Origin of the sequence: Enterococcus canis NBRC 100695, assembly GCF_001544375.1 — a bacterium.
Classification (GTDB): domain Bacteria; phylum Bacillota; class Bacilli; order Lactobacillales; family Enterococcaceae; genus Enterococcus_H; species Enterococcus_H canis.
On sequence record NZ_BCQJ01000008.1, the window covers coordinates 1 to 16,755 of the forward strand.

A 16,755-nucleotide genomic window follows, 5' to 3' on the forward strand; every position below is an offset into this window, starting at 1 on the left:
ATCAACTACTTTTTTAAGATTTATTTTTTCGCTCGTCGCTGTTTCTCAGCAGCAACTCTGTTAGTTTATCAACTGAGTTGTTATTTGTCAACTACTTTTTTCAAGATTTTTTCTTGATGTATCAAGCAATTTTCAACTTCTGATTTTCAGCAACTTCGTTAGTCTATCATGAGCTTTCCAGCTCGTCAAGAACTTTTTTGCGATTTTGTTTCGCAGGTAACAAGTTGATGTCTTGTCCCTAGCGACATGTAATAATATACCAAGTTGTTTTCAATAGGTCAACACTTTTCTTTCACTTATTTTGCATGTTTTTTCTAGTAAAAACGCCGTGTCTAGGCTGATGTTCGGGTTCTTACTATGAAAACGGATAATGAAACTAGTCTTTTTTTATTTTCAGCCGATAATTGGAATGATACCGGCCATAAAACAATTATTATTCGCTTAAAAGAAATAAAAAAAATCCCGATATTCCCTTTTTACAGGCAATACCGGGTAAAAATTCTTACGTAAATTGTGGAACACCATTAAAATCATAACTACTCAAGAGATTTTTGAGGTTTGATGGACCTTCCCAAACGAATTCTTGGTCGATCTCATTTGATTGCTCCTCATCCATCTCAAACACAAACAAAGGCAAATTCACTTCTTCAACATGTGCATTGGTCAACTCAACCAGATTAATGGCTGATACATTGATGTGAATTTCTTCCTTAAACATCTTCAAAACACTAGCAAGTCCAGTCATTTCTTCGGTCACACTAGTAGTAGCAAACTCCAAGTTACCTTCATGCGGATGGACTAGAAATGCTTTGGTCCCATCCTGACGATTTAGCATAATCGTGCCAGCAACCATTTTGTTAGTCAAGCTGTTCACCTCAATGTTAGTTTTGATATTCCCTGTAAGAATGATAGCACGATTTTCTGAAAAAAAACAGAATTATTTTGTAACCAACAGCTCTAATGCTTCGTGAATCCACTTGGGAAGCTGCTCTTCAATGCTACGAAAACCGATTTTGCGGTTTTTATTAGTAAAGTAGCGCTTCTTGCGGTAAATGTGTCCTTGGGCATGCTCTTCTAGCGTGCGGATCGACAAACTGATTTTTTGGGAGTACTCATCGATGTCGATGATCTGAACGGTGACAGTCGCGCCCACATGTAATAATTGATGGATATCTTTCGTATAACCAGATTGCACTTCCGAAACGTGGATCAACCCTTGTGTTTCATCATCTAATGAAACGAAGGCACCATATGGTTGTAACCCTGTGATCTGTCCTGTTAAGATATCGCCGATTTTATAACTCATTTACTTCCCTCTTTTCTCGTCTTTCATTATACTGGAAAGCAGATAGAAAAAAAAGGGCGTGCCCTTATGGAGGAGTTGTCACTATGGAACAGTTTCAAGAGATCGACCGCTACCATACAAATTCGGTGAAATGGGATACGATCGAACAGACTTATCGCGAGAAGGACTTATTGCCTTTATGGGTAGCAGATATGGACTTTAAAGCCCATCAGCCTATATTGGATGCGATGGGACAAGTCTTAAAGCAGGGTGTACTAGGCTATACGATTGAAAGTCCGGAGCTAGTCCGCTCTGTTATCAACTGGCAGCAGGTACAACACCAAGTCAAGCTAGACCCTGAAAGTATCTTATTTTCTAGCGGTGTAATCCCTAGTCTGGCTATTGCGATTCAAGCCTTTACTGAGGAAAATGACCAAATTTTGATTTTTGATCCTGTTTATCCACCATTTGCGGATATGATCAAGCGAAATGGGCGTCAAGTTGTACGGAACTCATTAAAAGTAGCGGAACGTTTTGAAATCGACTTTGCCAGCTTGGAACAACAACTACAAGAGGGCGTCAAAGCGGTCATTTTATGTAACCCTCACAATCCTGGTGGCCGTGTTTGGACAAGGTCCGAACTACAGCAGTTAGCCCAACTATGTGCGCAATACAATGTCCTGGTAATCAGTGATGAAATTCACGGCGACCTGGTCTTTGCACCACATACCTTCACTTCCTTCTATTCATTAGAAGAATTTCGGCAACATGCGATTGTCTTAACTTCTGCTACGAAGACTTTCAACTTGGCAGGAATCAAAAATTCAATGATTTTTATTGACAATCCCCAACTACGCCAGCGCTTTGCAGATGTTCAAGCACGTAATCGCCAAAATGAAATCAACACCTTTGGACAAGTGGGCACGCAGGCAGCTTATGAAACAGGTGCTGACTGGCTAAAAGATTTATTAGCTTATCTAGAGGACAACGTAAACTTTGTCTGTGACTTTTTTGCTGAAAATCTACCTGAGGTGGTTGTGATGAAACCAGAAGGAACTTATCTGATTTGGCTGGATTTCTCTGCTTACGGCTTAAGCGATCAAGCCTTACAACGACATCTGATTCGTGAAGCCAAAGTAGTCTTGAATCCCGGCAATAGTTTTGGTCCTGGCGGTACGGGTCACATGCGTTTGAATATCGCTTGTACGAAGGCGACTTTAGCTGAAGGACTCACTCGTATCCAACGAGCCTTCGCTGAATTACCGGTGCAAAAGTAAAACGACCTAAAACTTGTTTATTATAGAAGAAAAGCTTCCAACTATTTTGAATAGTTGGAAGCTTTTTGCTTTATTCGGTAATTTCGACTGACTCGATAACTACATCATGAACTGGTTTATCTTGTGGTCCCCGTTGAACACCGGCGATTTCATCGACAACATCCATGCCCGCTGTCACTTGTCCGAAAACAGTATGACGGAAGTCTAACCATGGCGTACCGCCCTCTTTATAGGCTTCGATGATTTCAGTTGGGAAACCGGCACCTTCAAGCTGGCTCATCATATTGGAAGGAACACTTTGGTTTTGAACGATAAAGAACTGGCTGCCGTTGGTGTTAGGTCCAGCATTCGCCATTGACAACGCACCACGTAGGTTGAACACTTCACGAGAAAACTCGTCTTCAAAGGTTTCACCATAGATACTTTCGCCACCCATCCCAGTTCCAGTTGGGTCGCCCCCTTGGATCATAAAGTCGGGAATGACACGGTGAAAAATGATCCCATCATAGTAGCCCTTCTTAGCTAATTCAACAAAGTTGTGAACAGTTTTAGGTGCTTGCTCAGGGAACAATTGCACATTGATATCACCGCGGTTTGTATGAAGCACCGCTTTTGGTCCTTTAGCATTTGCTAAATCTAACTGTGGAAATTCTGACACGAAAATTCCTCCTCATTTCTTGATATACTCATGATAGCGAATTTTACGCAAAAATGCTAATCAAATTGTACAACTATCATAAAAGTAAAAATTACTATATACTACATTTTAGGAGGTAGGTATTTTATGACCAAAGACATTTACGAGATCACTATCGTCGGCGCTGGCCCGGCCGGTCTGTTTGCCGCTTTTTACGCTGGAATGCGTAAAGCCAAAACGAAGATCATTGACAGTCTTCCTCAGCTGGGGGGACAGTTGGCGATGTTGTATCCCGAAAAACATATTTATGATACGCCTGGTTTTCCAAATATCAAAGCCGCTGATTTAGTCGCCAATTTGGAAAAGCAGATTGAACCTTTTGAACATACGATTTGTTTGGAAGAAGAAGTTTTGGATCTGACTCGAGTAGAAGACTATTGGGAGTTGACGACGAACCAAGGAACTCATTACACGAAAGCAGTGATTATCGCAGCAGGTAATGGCTCATTCCAGCCTCGCCGGCTAGCCTTGCCAGAGGCCGATAGTCTGGAGGGGCGTGACTTGCATTACTACGTTCCTAGTTTAGAAGCCTTTCGCGGAAAGCAAGTCGCCATCGCAGGCGGTGGGGACTCGGCCATCGACTGGGCTTTAATGTTAGAAGACATTGCGGCTTCAGTGGCGATTATTCACCGGCGAGCCCAGTTTAGAGGTCACGAGCATAGTGTTGAAAAACTACAAGCTTCCGGTGTCAATATCTTAACACCTTTTGTGGTGAAAGAACTCACCGTCACGGATGACCAGCTGACTGGCTTAGTCCTGCAGGAAGTCAAAACTGGTAACGAAGAAATCCTGCCAGTAGACAGTTTGATTGTTAATTACGGCTTTACTTCTTCCCTAGATCAATTAAAAGGGTGGGGACTTGAAATTAGTCGCAATGCCATCGAGGTCAAAAGTGATATGTCTACGAATTTACCAGGAGTTTATGCCATTGGTGATATTTGCCGCTATGTCGGGAAAGTCAAATTGATTGCAACCGGGTTTGGCGAAGCACCTACGGCTATCAATAATGCTTTGCATTTTATTGATCCGGAAAACCGGACACAGCCCATGCATTCCAGCAGCCTTTTCGGATAACAGTAAACCCATCTGCCTAATGTGGCAGATGGGTTTTTACATGTCGTTATGCCATTCTTCAACTAGTTGTCGTAATGCTTGCTCCAGCTCAGCCACCGACGTTGCTGCCATCAGCTCGCCTTCAAAAATTGCGAAGGGTCGCTGCGCACATAATACGCACTCATTTAGACAGCTGTATGTCACGATATCGCTCATTTCTTGAAAGTAGGCTTTTTCGGCAATTTCTGCCGTGCCACTAGCTAGATTTTGTTCACAAAATTCAATCAGTGGATTCATAAATCCTTCCCCTTGCTATTTTTCTTAGGCTTAGTATAACATGGAGTTAAAACAAGCATTCAAAAAATGCCTAGGAGGCACGTCATGGTAATCAAAGGACAAACATTAGAAGAAAAAGCCCGCGACCTGTTAAAGGAGCGCGGCGTAGGGATCCAAGATCTGGCCGAGTTGGTCATGTTTCTGCAAAAGCCCTACAACGAACAGTTAACGATTGAAACTTGTATCGAACATGTGGAAAGTGTCCTCACGAAACGCGAAGTCCACAATACTATTATTACAGGGATTCAGCTGGATATCCTAGCGGAGGAAAATAAACTTATGAGTCCTTTACAGGAAATTCTAACGGAAGACGAAGGCCTTTACGGCGTAGATGAGATTTTAGCCCTGTCTATCGTCAATGTGTATGGTTCGATTGGGTTTACCAATTACGGCTATATCGACAAAGTGAAGCCGGGCATTTTAGCCGAGTTAAATTCCCATGAAGGGCCACATGTCCATACCTTTTTAGATGATATCGTGGGGGCCATCGCCGCGGCGGCCGCTAGTCGCTTAGCCCATTCTACTCCTGACCATATCGATATCGTGCAATAAAAAAAGATACTTTGAACAACGTGTACGAGATTACTGTTTTAGCTTTATGACTATAGAATCGAAGCTCTATGATATGTATTGTAGTTACTAATTTGGAGATTTCAAAACATTTTGGACTAAACACTTATGGTTGGTGGGTTGTCTTTGGTTCTGATGGTATGGTTAAATTCAATTTCCATTGGAATCTACACCTCTGACCTTGGTTCAAAAAACTTTTATAAATTTTGACTAGGTGAACTTTCCTCTACAAATATTGTTCACATATTACCGTACAACAACTAATTTAGCATTAATAGAAAGTAGGTTAAAAAATGTTTAACCCTGTATTTCTGTTATCTGTTGGAATATTTATGGTATCTCTATGCTTAGGCGCTGACTATAATCCAATTCTTAAGAAGTATCCTTCAATTCAAAAATTTCTTTTAGCAGTAGCAGGTATCTGTATGCTGCTTTCAATTATGCAAATCCGATAAAAATAGAAGTGTCATTACTACCAGAAATCGGTAATAAGCCCAACAATTAGCAAGACAGCGATATTCTTAATATAATTAGTCTTCAAAACGGCCTTCGTAGCTCCTTCAAAACATGTAATTCCTTAATCGAAAAAAGCATCTCCCTAAGAAGATGCTTCTAACAGCTAAACGGAATCAAGCACTTGATTCTGTTTGGCTTACTTTTTTATTTTCAAATCCCGTCTGCCCAGCCAATAAAAGAAGAAAAAGAAGCCTTCAATCAAGACAAAGAACAGAATGAAACAATGCATAAAGAATTGTTCCGGTAAGACATTGATGATTGGATCAGTTGCTGGATTAAAAAGCCAGGCATCATTATTGAAAAATAAGCCATGGAAGGCCACAAAAAACTGGTCAAAACCAATCATCATAAGAAATCCAAATAAAACCGGCAGCAACATAGCCCACTGCATAGGGCGAATCACGCGCCAAAAACCATGATTTTTTAGGTAGCGTAGATAAAGTCCTGCTGGAATCAACGTCACTGCAAAGACGACGTAGTCTAAGAGAAATAACCGTTTGACTTCATAAAAGTGGAAGGCACCACTCGTTGACATCGGAAAATCTGGTAGCTTTAATTCGGTGATCCAGGGCGTATTCAAATAGCGCATCAATAAATCAAAGTTTTTCAACAACTCTTTTTCAGAAAGTGTCGTATAGTCTAAAATATTCAAATGACCGATATCAAAGACATATAGCGGTCTAAAATTGATGGTGATCAAAATCGCCAAAGAGACGATACACAAAATCAAGCTTGTTAGTCCTAATGCTCCTAGCCAGCGCCTACGCATGATCAAACCGCCATTCATCTAGACTATCTAGCACAAAGGTTGGTGCTTCAGGTAAAGTTGGCACCGCTTCTTTAGGCGTAAAGCCGGAGAGCACTAGTAAGGTGTCGACACCATTTTGTAGCCCCGCTTGAATATCCGTTTCGTAATTGTCCCCGACCATAATAACGTCTTCCTTAGGTAAGCCTAATTCAGCTACTGCTAAATCCATCATCACTGCGTTGGGCTTACCAATCATGACGGGCTTCGTTTGCGTTGCCGTCTCTACAAAAGCGACCACTGAGCCTGCCCCTGGCAAAAGCCCCCGTTCAGTAGGAATATTTTTATCCGGATTGGTTCCAATAAACAAGGCTCCTTTTTGGATGGCCAAGGTCGCCGTCACGATTTTTTCGTAGGTCAACTCTGTGTCCAAGCCCACCACCACATAATCAGGGGTCTCTGCTTCCCAAACAAAGCCGCTAGCTAAAATCAAATCAATCAAGCCGGCTTCGCCAATCACAAAGACCCGGTTGCCACGGTCAGTAGCTTTCATGTAGTCAATCGTGGCTAAGGTCGCCGTATAAACGGTATCAGCCGTTACTTGAATATTAAACTCATTGGCCAAACGATCAGCAACCGTTGCGGGACTTTTAGTCGTATTATTGGTGACAAAGCGAAAAGGAATCTTTTGTGCCTGCAGGGCTTCTATAAAACGGCGTCCTGCTGGAATCGGCTCCTTGCCGCGATAGATTGTGCCATCTAAATCAATCAAATAACCTTGGTACTTCAATCAAAACCCTCTATTCTTCTCGTTGACGGATGGTAAAGCTGGATGTTTTTTCCTTTACCACGGAGGTCGTATTTTTCTTGTCTTGCCGTTGCTTAATTACCGGTTTTTTCTTGTCTTTTTTCACCGGTTCGCGCTTTTCTTCAATATGGGCTTGCGTGCGAACTTTTTTGCGTTTCTTTTGACGTTGCGTCTTCTCACGCTTACCGCCAATTCGTTCAATCACAAAATAAGCACAGCCAAAGTTACAGTATTCGTATAAGTAGTCTTCTAAGGTATCAATGCGCTGTTCAGGTTGGGCCTTACGATTATCTGCCGCAAAAAAGCCCTTCAAGCGTAGTTGTTCGTAGCCCCAGTCTGCCACAATATAATCATAGCGAGATAAAATATCACTATAACGTTCGCCTAAGCGTTCCGGGTCAAAGGCCTCACGATGGTCATGGACAAGGCGGTATTTCCGCTCCCCAATCAAAAATTCATCATCTTCTAAAAGGGTCACTACTTCACCCTTTGTCTTTTTTTCTTTTTCTTCCGTATCAGTATCGGCTATTTCTTCAATAACCGCTGTCAATTCATCCGTTAATGTTTCTTTTTCCGGTTTTTTCTTTTTATCAATTGTCTTGGTCATTTTTTCACCACCTGTGTTGTATTATACCGTGTTTTTAAAGGATTGGATAGTGCTTCCCGAGATAGTCCCCTAGCACTGTGCGGATAAATTCTGGAAACAGAAATTCAATTTTACCGGCAATTTCCAACGTTGGGAAAAAGGGGATAAAGACAAAATGATCAACCGTCACGATTTGGTATTCCGTCTCCGGCTCAATAGGCTGGCCTAAAAAAGAAGCCTGTTTCGTATAGCGGTTATACTGCATGCCCGTCATGCGGACTTCCCCAAAAATTTTGCCCCGAAAGCCCATACCCTGAATGGGGAACTTTTTCAAGAAGTTGCGGTTTTTCGAAACTTCTTCTAAAAAGCGCAGCAAATCACGGCCGGACAAGGTAATTCGCACTAGATGCATGGGATGAGGTAAGGCCTCGTGTAAATCATCATGAGTCACTAGTCCTTGCGGCAAGTCCTTTAAAAAGAGGCCACTATTTAAGATGGCAGCTGACACACCAGCTCTTTCCTGCATCGCAGCTAAAGCAACTTCAATGGCCGGATGGGGTTGGCTTAAATCAGCACTTAGGACAAAGGGTAAATCGGCTACTTGCTCTTCTTTCAATAAGCGCCGGCCTTCCGCAAAATAACCCGCAATTTCGGCTTCGTCTTCCTGACAAGTGGGCAATTCAGCGGTGGGAATCACAGCGGCTTTTTTAGTGACGATGCGATGATTGGCCAGTTCCAAATCGACTTTCCCGATATATTGGCCAAATTTCCCAGCAGCGGCTAAAAGCGTTTGTTCCACAAGTTCCCCTTGCATAAATAAATGATGGGTGTGGGAGCCTAAGATTACGTCAAATTCTGGATAAACTTTGGCGATTCGCCGGTCTTCCTCAATGCCCAAATGTGACATCAGAACCAAGACATCACACTTAGGACGCACTCGTTTCACCATCTCTGGTAAAACTTCGTCAGGATAGAGAATGTGCCAGCCATTGGGTTCATAGGTCAAAGGAAAAGGTGCTGTTAAGGCCAATAAGCCTACTTTGGTGCCGGCTTGCGTTGTCAAAATGCGGTAAGGTCGCGCCCATTGAGGTGGTAGTTCCGTATCCGGGTCCAATAAATTATCTAATAAGACGGGGAAATCGGCGTGATCATAGAGATGATTCAGTTCTTCCTTGGAACTGCCGACACCTTCATTATTGCCAATCGTAGCCGCTTGGTAGTGTACCTCATTCATTAACTGGATATTCGCCTGCCCCTGACTGACTTCCGTCAATGGATGCCAGCGATCAACAAAATCCCCCAAGTCGACGGCAAAAACGGTATGGTCTGGTGTTTGCCCCTGATGCTGGTCATTCAAGTAGCGCCGAATTTTGGGCCAATTTTCAAAATGTGAATGTAGGTCATTCGTATGTAAAATGGTCAAGGTTTCCATAAAAATACCTCCCTTATGGAGTTATACTACCATATTTCCAAGGATTCCGTTGTATAATGCTCGTAAGGAGGTTTTTACCATGAAATACACTACCCCTTTTGGGCCAATCTGGCTCGCAGCTTCAGACAAGGGCATCACAGAAGTCGCTTTTGAACCATTGCCAGAATCTGAAAATAACGTTTTGCTCCAACAAGCTAGTCGGCAATTGTCAGAATACTTTGCCGGAACGAGAAGGCATTTTGAACTGCCTCTCGACTATCAAGGCACAGCTTTTCAGGAGGCTGCTTGGCAAGGACTGCTAACCATTCCTTACGGCACCACTTGGAATTATCAAGAATTAGCCACCGCTATTGGTCGCCCGAAAGCCATTCGGGCTGTTGGTCAAGCCAATCGTCGCAATCCACTGGCAATTTTGATTCCTTGTCATCGGGTCATTGGTAAAAATGGCAAAATGACGGGCTACGGCGGTCCTAGCGAAGCAGGTCTGCGGTTCAAAGAGCAGCTATTGGCCTTAGAGCGTCAATCAAGGCAGTCCTCTTAGTTCGTGGTAAACTATCATTAGAAGGAGTGATCAGTATGGCACATACATTACGCAAAGAATGGGAAAAATTATTTGGGAAAAAACACGATTTAGACAGCTTAAAAACTAGCAAGGTGGACCAAGATGGCCACTTTATCAGTGACGCTGGTATTAAAACGGAAGTACTAGGGCATCATGATGTCGATAGTTTGAACCGCATGATGACCAGCGACTGGTCGGCTTTTCTAGACGGTAGCGATGTTTTCTCTGAATTAGATGAACAAGAGCAAAATGAACTGCGTTCTAACGGCCCCGCTTACGACGAATATAATGGTGACTAAATAACGACGTTGGAAACAGAAGCGTCTAACTCCGAGACCAGGTAGGTACTTTTCATCATCAATTCTGTCGGAGGATGCTAGTTCTGCTTAGCAAATCTTAGCAGTAACTGTATGCGTATAGCTGTTGTTTCTACTTCCACCGTTTATTTGGATAAAAAGAATCTGAGACATAACTTTTTGAGTTATGTCTCAGATTCTTTTTTAGAGCTCTTCAATTGGTTTACGCTCAGCGGTTTTACTGATTTTCCCTTCGCGCTGACCTAATTCCGCTTCGATTTGTTCTAGGCTAACACCTTGCTCCACCAATAGCACGAGGACATGGTAAAAGAGGTCGGCGGTTTCATAAATCAGTTCTTCCTGATTATTTTTAGCCGCAATGATGACTTCCGTAGCTTCTTCGCCAACCTTCTTTAAAATTTTATCCAGTCCTTTGTCAAAGAGATAGTTGGTATATGAGCCTGCTTTAGGCACCTCTTTACGGTCCTTGATTTCTTGATAAAGTTCCTTTAACTTATCCATTACGCTTTCCCTCCTGAATGGTTTGAAAGAAACAACTATGGGCTCCTGTGTGACAAGCGGGTCCGGTTTGCTCCACCGTGATCAACAGGGTATCAGCATCACAGTCCGCCACGATTTGCTGCACTTTTTGAATATGTCCACTAGTCGCGCCTTTGTGCCATAAGGCCTGTCTTGAGCGGGAATAGAACCACGTTTGTCCTGTTTCAAGAGTCTTTTGATAGCTTTCCTCATTCATGTAGGCCAACATCAGCACTTCCTTGGTCCCTGCTTCCACAATGATCGCCGGTACTAAGCCTTTTGAAAAATCAATCGTGGTCATCGTACCACCTCCCCTTGCGCTTTCAATACCTTCTTCACCTCAGGAATCGTGACTTCCCCATAATGAAAAATACTGGCAGCCAAAGCCGCCGTTGCGGTTGTTTCTTTAAAAACGTCCGCAATATCTTGCGCTTTACCACAACCACCGCTAGCAATCACCGGAATTGAAACCGCCTCACATACCGCTTTCGTCAAAGGCAGGTCATAGCCGGCTTTGGTCCCGTCCGCGTCCATACTAGTTAAGAGAATCTCGCCAGCGCCTAATGCGGCGGCTTCAGTTGCCCAGCTAACGACTTCCCGGCCCGTGTCACTCCGGCCACCATGGGTAAAGACATGCCACTCATTCCCAACTTTTTTCGCATCAATGGCAACCACGATACACTGACTACCAAACTTTTCAGCACCTTGGCGAATCAAAGTTGGCTCTGCCAAAGCGGCGGAATTTAAGGAAATTTTATCTGCCCCCGAACGTAGTAAGGCTTGCATATCCGCCACTGAGCGAATACCGCCCCCCACCGTCAAGGGAATAAACACCTCGGCTGCTGTTTTAGCCACGGTTTCCAATAAAATAGCCCGCTGGTCGCTAGTCGCGGTAATATCTAAAAAGACTAATTCATCAGCCCCTTGCTGATCGTAGGCTCGGGCCACGGCCACTGGATCGCCGACTTCTTTTAAATCAACAAATTTAACGCCTTTCACGACCCGACCATCTTTCACATCTAAACAAGGAATGATCCGTTTAGCTAACATTTTGCGCCACCTCACTTAATTCTGCCAGAGTTACAGCGCCTTCATAATAGGCCTTGCCTACAATAGCACCATCTAGGCCGGCTTGCGCCAAAGCCATTAAATCAGATTTGCCGCTAACCCCACCTGAAGCAATCAAGCGCGTATGCGGCAAGACTTGCCGTAACGCACGGTAATGAGCCAAATTAGGACCTGTCAATGTGCCGTCTCGACTGATATCAGTGTAAATAATGGTAGCTACCCCAAGCTTGACCACTTCCGCAGCAAAAGCTAAGTAATCCTGATCACTCACCTCTAGCCAACCGCTAACCGCGACTTTTCCAGCTTTAGCATCAATCCCCACGGCGATTTTTTCGCCATAGCGCGCTAAAGCAGTTTTCAAAAAGACCGGGTCTTTTACAGCTGCTGAACCAATAATCAAGCGGTCGATACCGGCTGCTAAGTATTCTTCGATTTGCGTTAATGTCCGAATACCGCCCCCCACTTGAATCTGACTGTTTGTTTTCAGCTTGATCGCCTTGATCAAATCGGCATTGATTGCCTTGCCTGCTAAAGCTCCCTCTAAATCAACAATGTGTAACCACGGTAACTGCTGGGCAAACAGCTCGGCTTGCGCCACTGGATCTGGGTTAACCACCGTTTTTTGGGCAAAATCGCCTTGGACTAAACGGACGGCTTGTCCTTCCTTCAAGTCGATTGCTGGATAAATCATCATGCTACCACCACCTTTTTAAAACGTTCTAGGAGCGCCAAGCCAGCCGGCCCACTTTTTTCTGGGTGGAATTGAACGCCGTAAACTTGTCCTTGAGAAATCATGGCGGGCAGTTTGATGGAATACTGGGTTAAGGCATCAATGGCGTCAGGGTCACAATCCGTGTAGTAGGAGTGAACAAAGTAGACATATTCTTCATTGATGGTCGCCGTCAAAGGCGTATCTTTCGTCACCAATAATTGGTTCCAGCCCATGTGAGGTACTGGCATCGTTTTTTCTGCAGGGATGCGTTCACAGATTCCCTCAATCAGGCCTAGGCCTTCAGTAAAGCCATATTCCATGCTGCCTTCTAACAATAACTGCATGCCTAGACAGACACCTAGAAGTGGCGTCTGTTGGGCCGCTTCTTGAATGACAGGTACTAGCTTACGAGCCTTCAGCTCAGCCATCGCTTGACCAAACGCGCCGACTCCCGGCAAAATCAGACCCTCTGCCTGTAAGATTTCTGCTGGATCAGCCGAGACTTGACTCTCTAAGCCAATATATTTCAAGGCCTTTTGGACATTCCATGTATTGCCCGCACCGTAATCAATGATTGTAATCATGCTAAGGTCCCCTTTGTTGAATTGATGCCCTTGATTTCAGGGTTGAAGGTCACCGCTTCCCGCAAGGCCCGACCCGTCGCTTTGAACAAGGCTTCAATTTTGTGGTGGGTATTTTTGCCATAGAGCACTGCCAAATGCAGATTCATCTGCGCATTGAAGGCCAAGGCTTGGAAAAATTCTTCCGTTAATTCCGTATCGAATAAGCCTAATTTAGGATTATCAAAGGTAGCGTCAAAAACGAGATAGGCGCGTCCGCTCAAATCCAACACGGCCCGGCCTAATGCCTCATCCATCGGTACAAAGCTAGTCCCGTAACGGTTGATACCGGCTTTATCACCTAACGCTATCTTTAGACATTGGCCTAAAACAATGCCCACATCTTCCACCGTGTGATGGGCATCAACTGCTAAATCGCCTTCGACTTTCACGATTAATGAAAAACGACCATGACGAGCTAGTAGGGTCAACATATGGTCAAAAAAGCCAACTCCCGTTTCAATTTGGACTGGTTCCTGTTGTTCCAAGTCCAAGGCTAACTGAATCTTGGTTTCCGCAGTTTCGCGGGTTTGTTGTGCTGCTCTCATTTGGTTTCTTCCTCCTTAAAGCGGATTTCTACGGCACGGGCATGGGCTTCTAGTCCTTCTTTACGAGCTAAAGTCGCAATCGCGGCTTGATCCTCAGCCAGAGCCTCTTTAGTATAATAAGTATACTGCGTACGCTTGACAAAATCATAGACACCTAGAGGAGACGAAAATTTAGCCGTGCCACTAGTCGGCAAGACGTGATTGGTCCCTGCATAATAATCACCCACAGGTTCAGAAGCGTAATCTCCTAGAAAAACAGAACCCGCATTTTTGACTTTTTGCAAGTACTGCAAAGGATCTGGCATTTGGATTTCTAAATGCTCAGGCGCCAGCTCGTTCATCACGGTAAACATGTCAGTCTGAGTTGGCACGACAATTACTAAGCTTTGTTCCTGCCAAGCTGCCGCAGCGATGTCTTTACGCGGCAAAGTCGGCAATTGTGCGGTCACCGCAGTGACCACTGCTTCGGCCAATTCTTGATCATCTGTCACCAGTATCGCCCGGGCCAAGCGGTCATGCTCGGCTTGTGACAATAGGTCGGCGGCGAGATAGTCTGGTTTAGCTCCGGTAGTGGCTAAAATGCCAATTTCCGAAGGGCCGGCGATCATATCAATGCCAACTTGACCAAAGACTAATTTTTTTGCCGTGGCGACAAAGACATTGCCTGGACCGACGATTTTGGCAACTCGGGGAATACTCTCTGTCCCATAAGCCAGAGCGGCGATTGCTTGGGCCCCTCCCACTTGAAAGACCCGATCTACGCCGGCAATTTTAGCAGCCGCCAAAATCACATCGGGAACGCCTGCGGTACCAGGTGGCGTGACCATTACGATTTCCTCAACCCCAGCAAGTTTTGCTGGCAGTACATTCATCAAAACCGAAGACGGATAAGCTGCCGTTCCCCCTGGCACATAAATGCCAACACGGGCTAGCGGCTGAACCAACTGCCCTCTAAGCACCCCCGCACGGGCCGTATCCAAAAAGCCATCTTCTATTTGGTGACGGTGATAGCTTAAAATATTTTCTTTAGCAGCTTCTAAGGCGGCAATCACTTCTGGTTCAACACGCTCATAAGCTGCCGTTAATTGATCCGTCACTTCTAATTGCGTCAACTCTAAACCATCAAATTCGGCGCTATAGGTGAAGAGTGCCGCATCCCCTAACTGGCGCACCTGCTGGATAATTCCTCGCACCTGGGTTTCAATCGTTAAATCTTCACTGGTTTCCCTTCTTGCTAGCTGCGGTAAAATCTCGACCGCCGTCCCTTTTATGATATTCATAGTGTTCCCTCCAATCGCTTCACTAACGGTAAAATACGTTCCCGCTCGCGTTTCAATGATGCTTTATTGGCAATCAACCGTGCTGAAATCGGACAAATCTCTTCAAAAATTTGCAAGCCATTTTCTTTCAATGTCGTGCCAGTCTCAACGATATCCACAATCGCATCAGCTAACCCTAAAACTGGCGCAATTTCGACACTGCCTTCAATTTTTATAATGGCAACATCTTCCCCTTTTTGGGCAAAATAATTAGCGGTCACCGTTGGGTATTTCGTTGCGATTACTTTGCGTTTGTAATCATCCGGCTGATAATCCGGCGTAGAAGCAACGGCAAAGCGACAACGGCCAATTCCCAAATCCAGCAACTCGTGGTAGCCAAAGGGATGCTCCAATAGCACGTCCTTGCCCACCACCCCTAAATCAGCTACACCGTGACGCACATAGGTGGTGACGTCGGGTGCTTTCACTAACAAGACTTCCAAGGTTTGGTCGGGACTTGTGAAAATCAAGCGTCGCTGTTTGTCGGCCATAAAACTCATGTCATAGCCGCAAGCTGTAAAAAGAGCGATTGTTTGCTGCTCCAAGCGCCCCTTGGTCATTGCAATCACTAAAGGTTTCATTTCGTCACCTGCCATTTCGTTAAAACTGCTGCCACTTGCCAAACCTCTTCATAATGCCAGGCTGCCGCGTAAGCTTTAGCAGCCGCAATATCTTCAAAAAGCGATAATTGACTGTTGGGCGTTGCCTGCTGTAATGCTTCCGCTTGCTGCCAAAAAGCCAACTCGCTGTGAATCAAAATCTTTTTTTGCGGCAGCTGATAAAAATTACCAGTTCGATACTGCCATTCTACTAAAGAATCGAGATTCAAGGCTAGCCCCACCGCCGCTACCGGCGCCCCACCAAACTCTTCCAGTAAATGATCATAACGACCACCTTGAAAAATCGTTTCCGGTACTTGATCCGCATAGCCGTTAAACAAAATTCCCGTGTAATACCGCATTGCTGGTACCAAGCCCAAGTCCACCGTCAAAGTCAAATCTTCCTGAGGAGTCAATAACGTCACCAAGGTTTGCAGCTCTTGAAAAGCCTTCTTTAGCTGTGAAGTCGGCGGTACCAAAGTCAGTGCCTTAGTTAAAATCTGCTCAGCCGGGCCAAATAATTCCGGTAAGGCGCGTAAAAACGGCTGCCAAGCCAGCGGTTGGTTCTCAGCAAAAGCCGCAAAACCACTAAAGCTTTTGTTTAACAACTCTTCGCGAAAGATTACTTCCTGTCGCTGGTCCAACTCTAATTCTTGGATCAACGTCCCATATATTTTGGCGTGACCTAACTCTAAATGCCAATCATTGATTTGCAACTGCTGGGTTACTTGGAGGGCCATTTGAATAGCCTCCAATTCCGCCTTAAGGGAAGGAAAGCCTAGTAATTCGACACCAGCTTGCAGCCGCTCATTAGGTAACCCCATGCCTTCTTGATATTTACGAAAAACCTTGCCACTATAAGAAAGTTTCAGAGGTAGCTGAACACCCGTAGTTGCTACTACACGCCCCACTGGTAAAGTCATGTCGGGACGCAAAGTCACTAACTGTTCCCCTTCAAAAAAACGATAGTGGACTGCTTCGGCAGCACCTTTTTGAAACATTTCGTCGTACTCCAGTACCGGCGTTTCAATGCGCTGGTAGCCTCGCTTTTCTAGCAGCTGATTAATATTTTTTTCTAATTCATAGGTTCCAGCTGCTTCACGAAACAGCTTATCCTTCATGCCCTCGGGTAAACGTCGACGCCAATCCATTTTGACCCTCTCCTTTATACAAAAAAAGCCCTCTC

22 protein-coding genes are annotated in these 16,755 nt (G+C 44.6%); 5 read left to right on the plus strand and 17 right to left on the minus strand.

Annotation, left to right across the window (positions count from 1 at the left end; all coding sequences use genetic code 11):
- Positions 1-502: 502 nt before the first annotated feature.
- Positions 503-865 carry a hypothetical protein gene (locus ECA01S_RS10800; RefSeq protein WP_067395239.1) on the minus strand — a complete coding sequence of 121 codons (363 nt, stop codon included), beginning with the start codon at positions 863-865 and terminating at the stop codon, positions 503-505.
- Positions 866-937: 72 nt separating this feature from the next.
- Positions 938-1,306, minus strand: a complete 369-nt coding sequence (locus ECA01S_RS10805; protein ID WP_067395242.1) for a CvfD/Ygs/GSP13 family RNA-binding post-transcriptional regulator — start codon at positions 1,304-1,306, stop codon at positions 938-940.
- An 83-nt stretch (positions 1,307-1,389) separates the two neighbouring features.
- Between ECA01S_RS10805 and ECA01S_RS10810 the strand changes: the two genes are divergently transcribed.
- Positions 1,390-2,562 (plus strand): MalY/PatB family protein, encoded by a 1,173-nt coding sequence (locus tag ECA01S_RS10810; protein WP_067395245.1) that lies wholly within the window; start codon positions 1,390-1,392, stop codon positions 2,560-2,562.
- Positions 2,563-2,632: 70 nt separating this feature from the next.
- On the opposite strand, the gene ECA01S_RS10815 is transcribed toward ECA01S_RS10810, so the two are convergent.
- Positions 2,633-3,220: a peptidylprolyl isomerase gene (locus ECA01S_RS10815; RefSeq protein ID WP_067395248.1), complete on the minus strand. Its 588-nt coding sequence runs from the start codon at positions 3,218-3,220 to the stop codon at positions 2,633-2,635.
- Between the two features lie 126 nt (positions 3,221-3,346).
- Between ECA01S_RS10815 and ECA01S_RS10820 the strand changes: the two genes are divergently transcribed.
- The gene (locus ECA01S_RS10820) at positions 3,347-4,333 is read left to right on the plus strand and encodes an NAD(P)/FAD-dependent oxidoreductase (RefSeq protein ID WP_067395251.1); all 987 of its coding nucleotides are present in this window, start codon (positions 3,347-3,349) and stop codon (positions 4,331-4,333) included.
- 36 nt (positions 4,334-4,369) lie between these two features.
- Here the strand turns inward: ECA01S_RS10820 and ECA01S_RS10825 are convergent, their stop codons facing one another.
- The gene (locus ECA01S_RS10825; RefSeq protein WP_067395253.1) at positions 4,370-4,609 is read right to left on the minus strand and encodes a DUF1450 domain-containing protein; all 240 of its coding nucleotides are present in this window, start codon (positions 4,607-4,609) and stop codon (positions 4,370-4,372) included.
- A gap of 84 nt (positions 4,610-4,693) precedes the next feature.
- On the opposite strand from ECA01S_RS10825, the gene ECA01S_RS10830 reads away from it, so the two are divergent.
- Positions 4,694-5,200: a phosphatidylglycerophosphatase A family protein gene (locus tag ECA01S_RS10830; RefSeq protein WP_067395256.1), complete on the plus strand. Its 507-nt coding sequence runs from the start codon at positions 4,694-4,696 to the stop codon at positions 5,198-5,200.
- A gap of 670 nt (positions 5,201-5,870) precedes the next feature.
- Here ECA01S_RS10830 and ECA01S_RS10835 read toward each other — a convergent pair.
- The 4 genes from ECA01S_RS10835 to ECA01S_RS10850 are packed head-to-tail and all read right to left on the minus strand — an operon-like array spanning position 5,871 to position 9,305.
- Positions 5,871-6,503 (minus strand): TIGR01906 family membrane protein, encoded by a 633-nt coding sequence (locus ECA01S_RS10835; RefSeq protein ID WP_067395259.1) that lies wholly within the window; start codon positions 6,501-6,503, stop codon positions 5,871-5,873.
- Positions 6,496-7,269 carry a TIGR01457 family HAD-type hydrolase gene (locus ECA01S_RS10840; RefSeq protein ID WP_067395262.1) on the minus strand — a complete coding sequence of 258 codons (774 nt, stop codon included), beginning with the start codon at positions 7,267-7,269 and terminating at the stop codon, positions 6,496-6,498. The genes ECA01S_RS10835 and ECA01S_RS10840 overlap by 8 nt, the downstream gene beginning before the upstream one ends.
- 10 nt (positions 7,270-7,279) lie before the next feature.
- Positions 7,280-7,894, minus strand: a complete 615-nt coding sequence (locus ECA01S_RS10845) for a YutD family protein (RefSeq protein ID WP_067395265.1) — start codon at positions 7,892-7,894, stop codon at positions 7,280-7,282.
- Between the two features lie 34 nt (positions 7,895-7,928).
- Positions 7,929-9,305: a bifunctional metallophosphatase/5'-nucleotidase gene (locus tag ECA01S_RS10850; RefSeq protein WP_067395268.1), complete on the minus strand. Its 1,377-nt coding sequence runs from the start codon at positions 9,303-9,305 to the stop codon at positions 7,929-7,931.
- 79 nt (positions 9,306-9,384) lie between these two features.
- Between ECA01S_RS10850 and ECA01S_RS10855 the strand changes: the two genes are divergently transcribed.
- Entirely contained in the window at positions 9,385-9,846 is a 462-nt protein-coding gene (locus ECA01S_RS10855; protein ID WP_067395271.1) for a methylated-DNA--[protein]-cysteine S-methyltransferase, read from the plus strand.
- Between the two features lie 35 nt (positions 9,847-9,881).
- Positions 9,882-10,166: a hypothetical protein gene (locus ECA01S_RS10860; RefSeq protein ID WP_067395274.1), complete on the plus strand. Its 285-nt coding sequence runs from the start codon at positions 9,882-9,884 to the stop codon at positions 10,164-10,166.
- 201 nt (positions 10,167-10,367) lie between these two features.
- On the opposite strand, the gene hisE is transcribed toward ECA01S_RS10860, so the two are convergent.
- Genes hisE through hisZ form a run of 9 tightly spaced genes read right to left on the minus strand, consistent with a single transcriptional unit; the run spans position 10,368 to position 16,720 of the window.
- Positions 10,368-10,685: a phosphoribosyl-ATP diphosphatase gene (hisE, locus tag ECA01S_RS10865; protein ID WP_067395277.1), complete on the minus strand. Its 318-nt coding sequence runs from the start codon at positions 10,683-10,685 to the stop codon at positions 10,368-10,370.
- Positions 10,678-11,004, minus strand: a complete 327-nt coding sequence (gene hisI, locus ECA01S_RS10870; protein ID WP_067395280.1) for a phosphoribosyl-AMP cyclohydrolase — start codon at positions 11,002-11,004, stop codon at positions 10,678-10,680. Before hisI ends, hisE begins: the two co-directional genes overlap by 8 nt.
- Complete coding sequence (gene hisF, locus ECA01S_RS10875; RefSeq protein ID WP_067395283.1) at positions 11,001-11,753, minus strand: imidazole glycerol phosphate synthase subunit HisF; 753 nt, start codon at positions 11,751-11,753, stop codon at positions 11,001-11,003. The genes hisI and hisF overlap by 4 nt, the downstream gene beginning before the upstream one ends.
- The gene (gene hisA, locus ECA01S_RS10880) at positions 11,743-12,465 is read right to left on the minus strand and encodes a 1-(5-phosphoribosyl)-5-[(5-phosphoribosylamino)methylideneamino]imidazole-4-carboxamide isomerase (protein ID WP_067395286.1); all 723 of its coding nucleotides are present in this window, start codon (positions 12,463-12,465) and stop codon (positions 11,743-11,745) included. The genes hisF and hisA overlap by 11 nt, the downstream gene beginning before the upstream one ends.
- Positions 12,462-13,067: an imidazole glycerol phosphate synthase subunit HisH gene (gene hisH, locus ECA01S_RS10885; RefSeq protein ID WP_067395289.1), complete on the minus strand. Its 606-nt coding sequence runs from the start codon at positions 13,065-13,067 to the stop codon at positions 12,462-12,464. Before hisH ends, hisA begins: the two co-directional genes overlap by 4 nt.
- Complete coding sequence (gene hisB / locus ECA01S_RS10890) at positions 13,064-13,651, minus strand: imidazoleglycerol-phosphate dehydratase HisB (RefSeq protein ID WP_067395292.1); 588 nt, start codon at positions 13,649-13,651, stop codon at positions 13,064-13,066. Before hisB ends, hisH begins: the two co-directional genes overlap by 4 nt.
- Complete coding sequence (gene hisD, locus ECA01S_RS10895; RefSeq protein WP_067395296.1) at positions 13,648-14,931, minus strand: histidinol dehydrogenase; 1,284 nt, start codon at positions 14,929-14,931, stop codon at positions 13,648-13,650. Before hisD ends, hisB begins: the two co-directional genes overlap by 4 nt.
- Complete coding sequence (hisG, locus tag ECA01S_RS10900; protein ID WP_067395498.1) at positions 14,928-15,551, minus strand: ATP phosphoribosyltransferase; 624 nt, start codon at positions 15,549-15,551, stop codon at positions 14,928-14,930. Before hisG ends, hisD begins: the two co-directional genes overlap by 4 nt.
- Positions 15,548-16,720, minus strand: a complete 1,173-nt coding sequence (gene hisZ / locus ECA01S_RS10905) for an ATP phosphoribosyltransferase regulatory subunit (protein WP_067395300.1) — start codon at positions 16,718-16,720, stop codon at positions 15,548-15,550. Before hisZ ends, hisG begins: the two co-directional genes overlap by 4 nt.
- Positions 16,721-16,755 lie beyond the last annotated feature (35 nt).

Excerpts from the sequence above, each read along its gene's own strand:
- hisG (WP_067395498.1), bottom strand. The coding sequence starts at position 15,551 with ATGAAACCTTTAGTGATTGCAATGACCAAGGGGCGCTTGGAGCAGCAA.
- ECA01S_RS10835 (WP_067395259.1), bottom strand. The coding sequence starts at position 6,503 with ATGCGTAGGCGCTGGCTAGGAGCATTAGGACTAACAAGCTTGATTTTG.
- ECA01S_RS10845 (WP_067395265.1), bottom strand. The coding sequence starts at position 7,894 with ATGACCAAGACAATTGATAAAAAGAAAAAACCGGAAAAAGAAACATTA.
- ECA01S_RS10860 (WP_067395274.1), top strand. The coding sequence starts at position 9,882 with ATGGCACATACATTACGCAAAGAATGGGAAAAATTATTTGGGAAAAAA.
- ECA01S_RS10810 (WP_067395245.1), top strand. The coding sequence starts at position 1,390 with ATGGAACAGTTTCAAGAGATCGACCGCTACCATACAAATTCGGTGAAA.
- ECA01S_RS10850 (WP_067395268.1), bottom strand. The coding sequence starts at position 9,305 with ATGGAAACCTTGACCATTTTACATACGAATGACCTACATTCACATTTT.
- hisA (WP_067395286.1), bottom strand. The coding sequence starts at position 12,465 with ATGATGATTTATCCAGCAATCGACTTGAAGGAAGGACAAGCCGTCCGT.
- hisB (WP_067395292.1), bottom strand. The coding sequence starts at position 13,651 with ATGAGAGCAGCACAACAAACCCGCGAAACTGCGGAAACCAAGATTCAG.
- hisZ (WP_067395300.1), bottom strand. The coding sequence starts at position 16,720 with ATGGATTGGCGTCGACGTTTACCCGAGGGCATGAAGGATAAGCTGTTT.
- hisH (WP_067395289.1), bottom strand. The coding sequence starts at position 13,067 with ATGATTACAATCATTGATTACGGTGCGGGCAATACATGGAATGTCCAA.
- hisD (WP_067395296.1), bottom strand. The coding sequence starts at position 14,931 with ATGAATATCATAAAAGGGACGGCGGTCGAGATTTTACCGCAGCTAGCA.
- ECA01S_RS10805 (WP_067395242.1), bottom strand. The coding sequence starts at position 1,306 with ATGAGTTATAAAATCGGCGATATCTTAACAGGACAGATCACAGGGTTA.
- hisE (WP_067395277.1), bottom strand. The coding sequence starts at position 10,685 with ATGGATAAGTTAAAGGAACTTTATCAAGAAATCAAGGACCGTAAAGAG.
- hisF (WP_067395283.1), bottom strand. The coding sequence starts at position 11,753 with ATGTTAGCTAAACGGATCATTCCTTGTTTAGATGTGAAAGATGGTCGG.
- ECA01S_RS10820 (WP_067395251.1), top strand. The coding sequence starts at position 3,347 with ATGACCAAAGACATTTACGAGATCACTATCGTCGGCGCTGGCCCGGCC.
- ECA01S_RS10855 (WP_067395271.1), top strand. The coding sequence starts at position 9,385 with ATGAAATACACTACCCCTTTTGGGCCAATCTGGCTCGCAGCTTCAGAC.
- ECA01S_RS10825 (WP_067395253.1), bottom strand. The coding sequence starts at position 4,609 with ATGAATCCACTGATTGAATTTTGTGAACAAAATCTAGCTAGTGGCACG.
- hisI (WP_067395280.1), bottom strand. The coding sequence starts at position 11,004 with ATGACCACGATTGATTTTTCAAAAGGCTTAGTACCGGCGATCATTGTG.
- ECA01S_RS10830 (WP_067395256.1), top strand. The coding sequence starts at position 4,694 with ATGGTAATCAAAGGACAAACATTAGAAGAAAAAGCCCGCGACCTGTTA.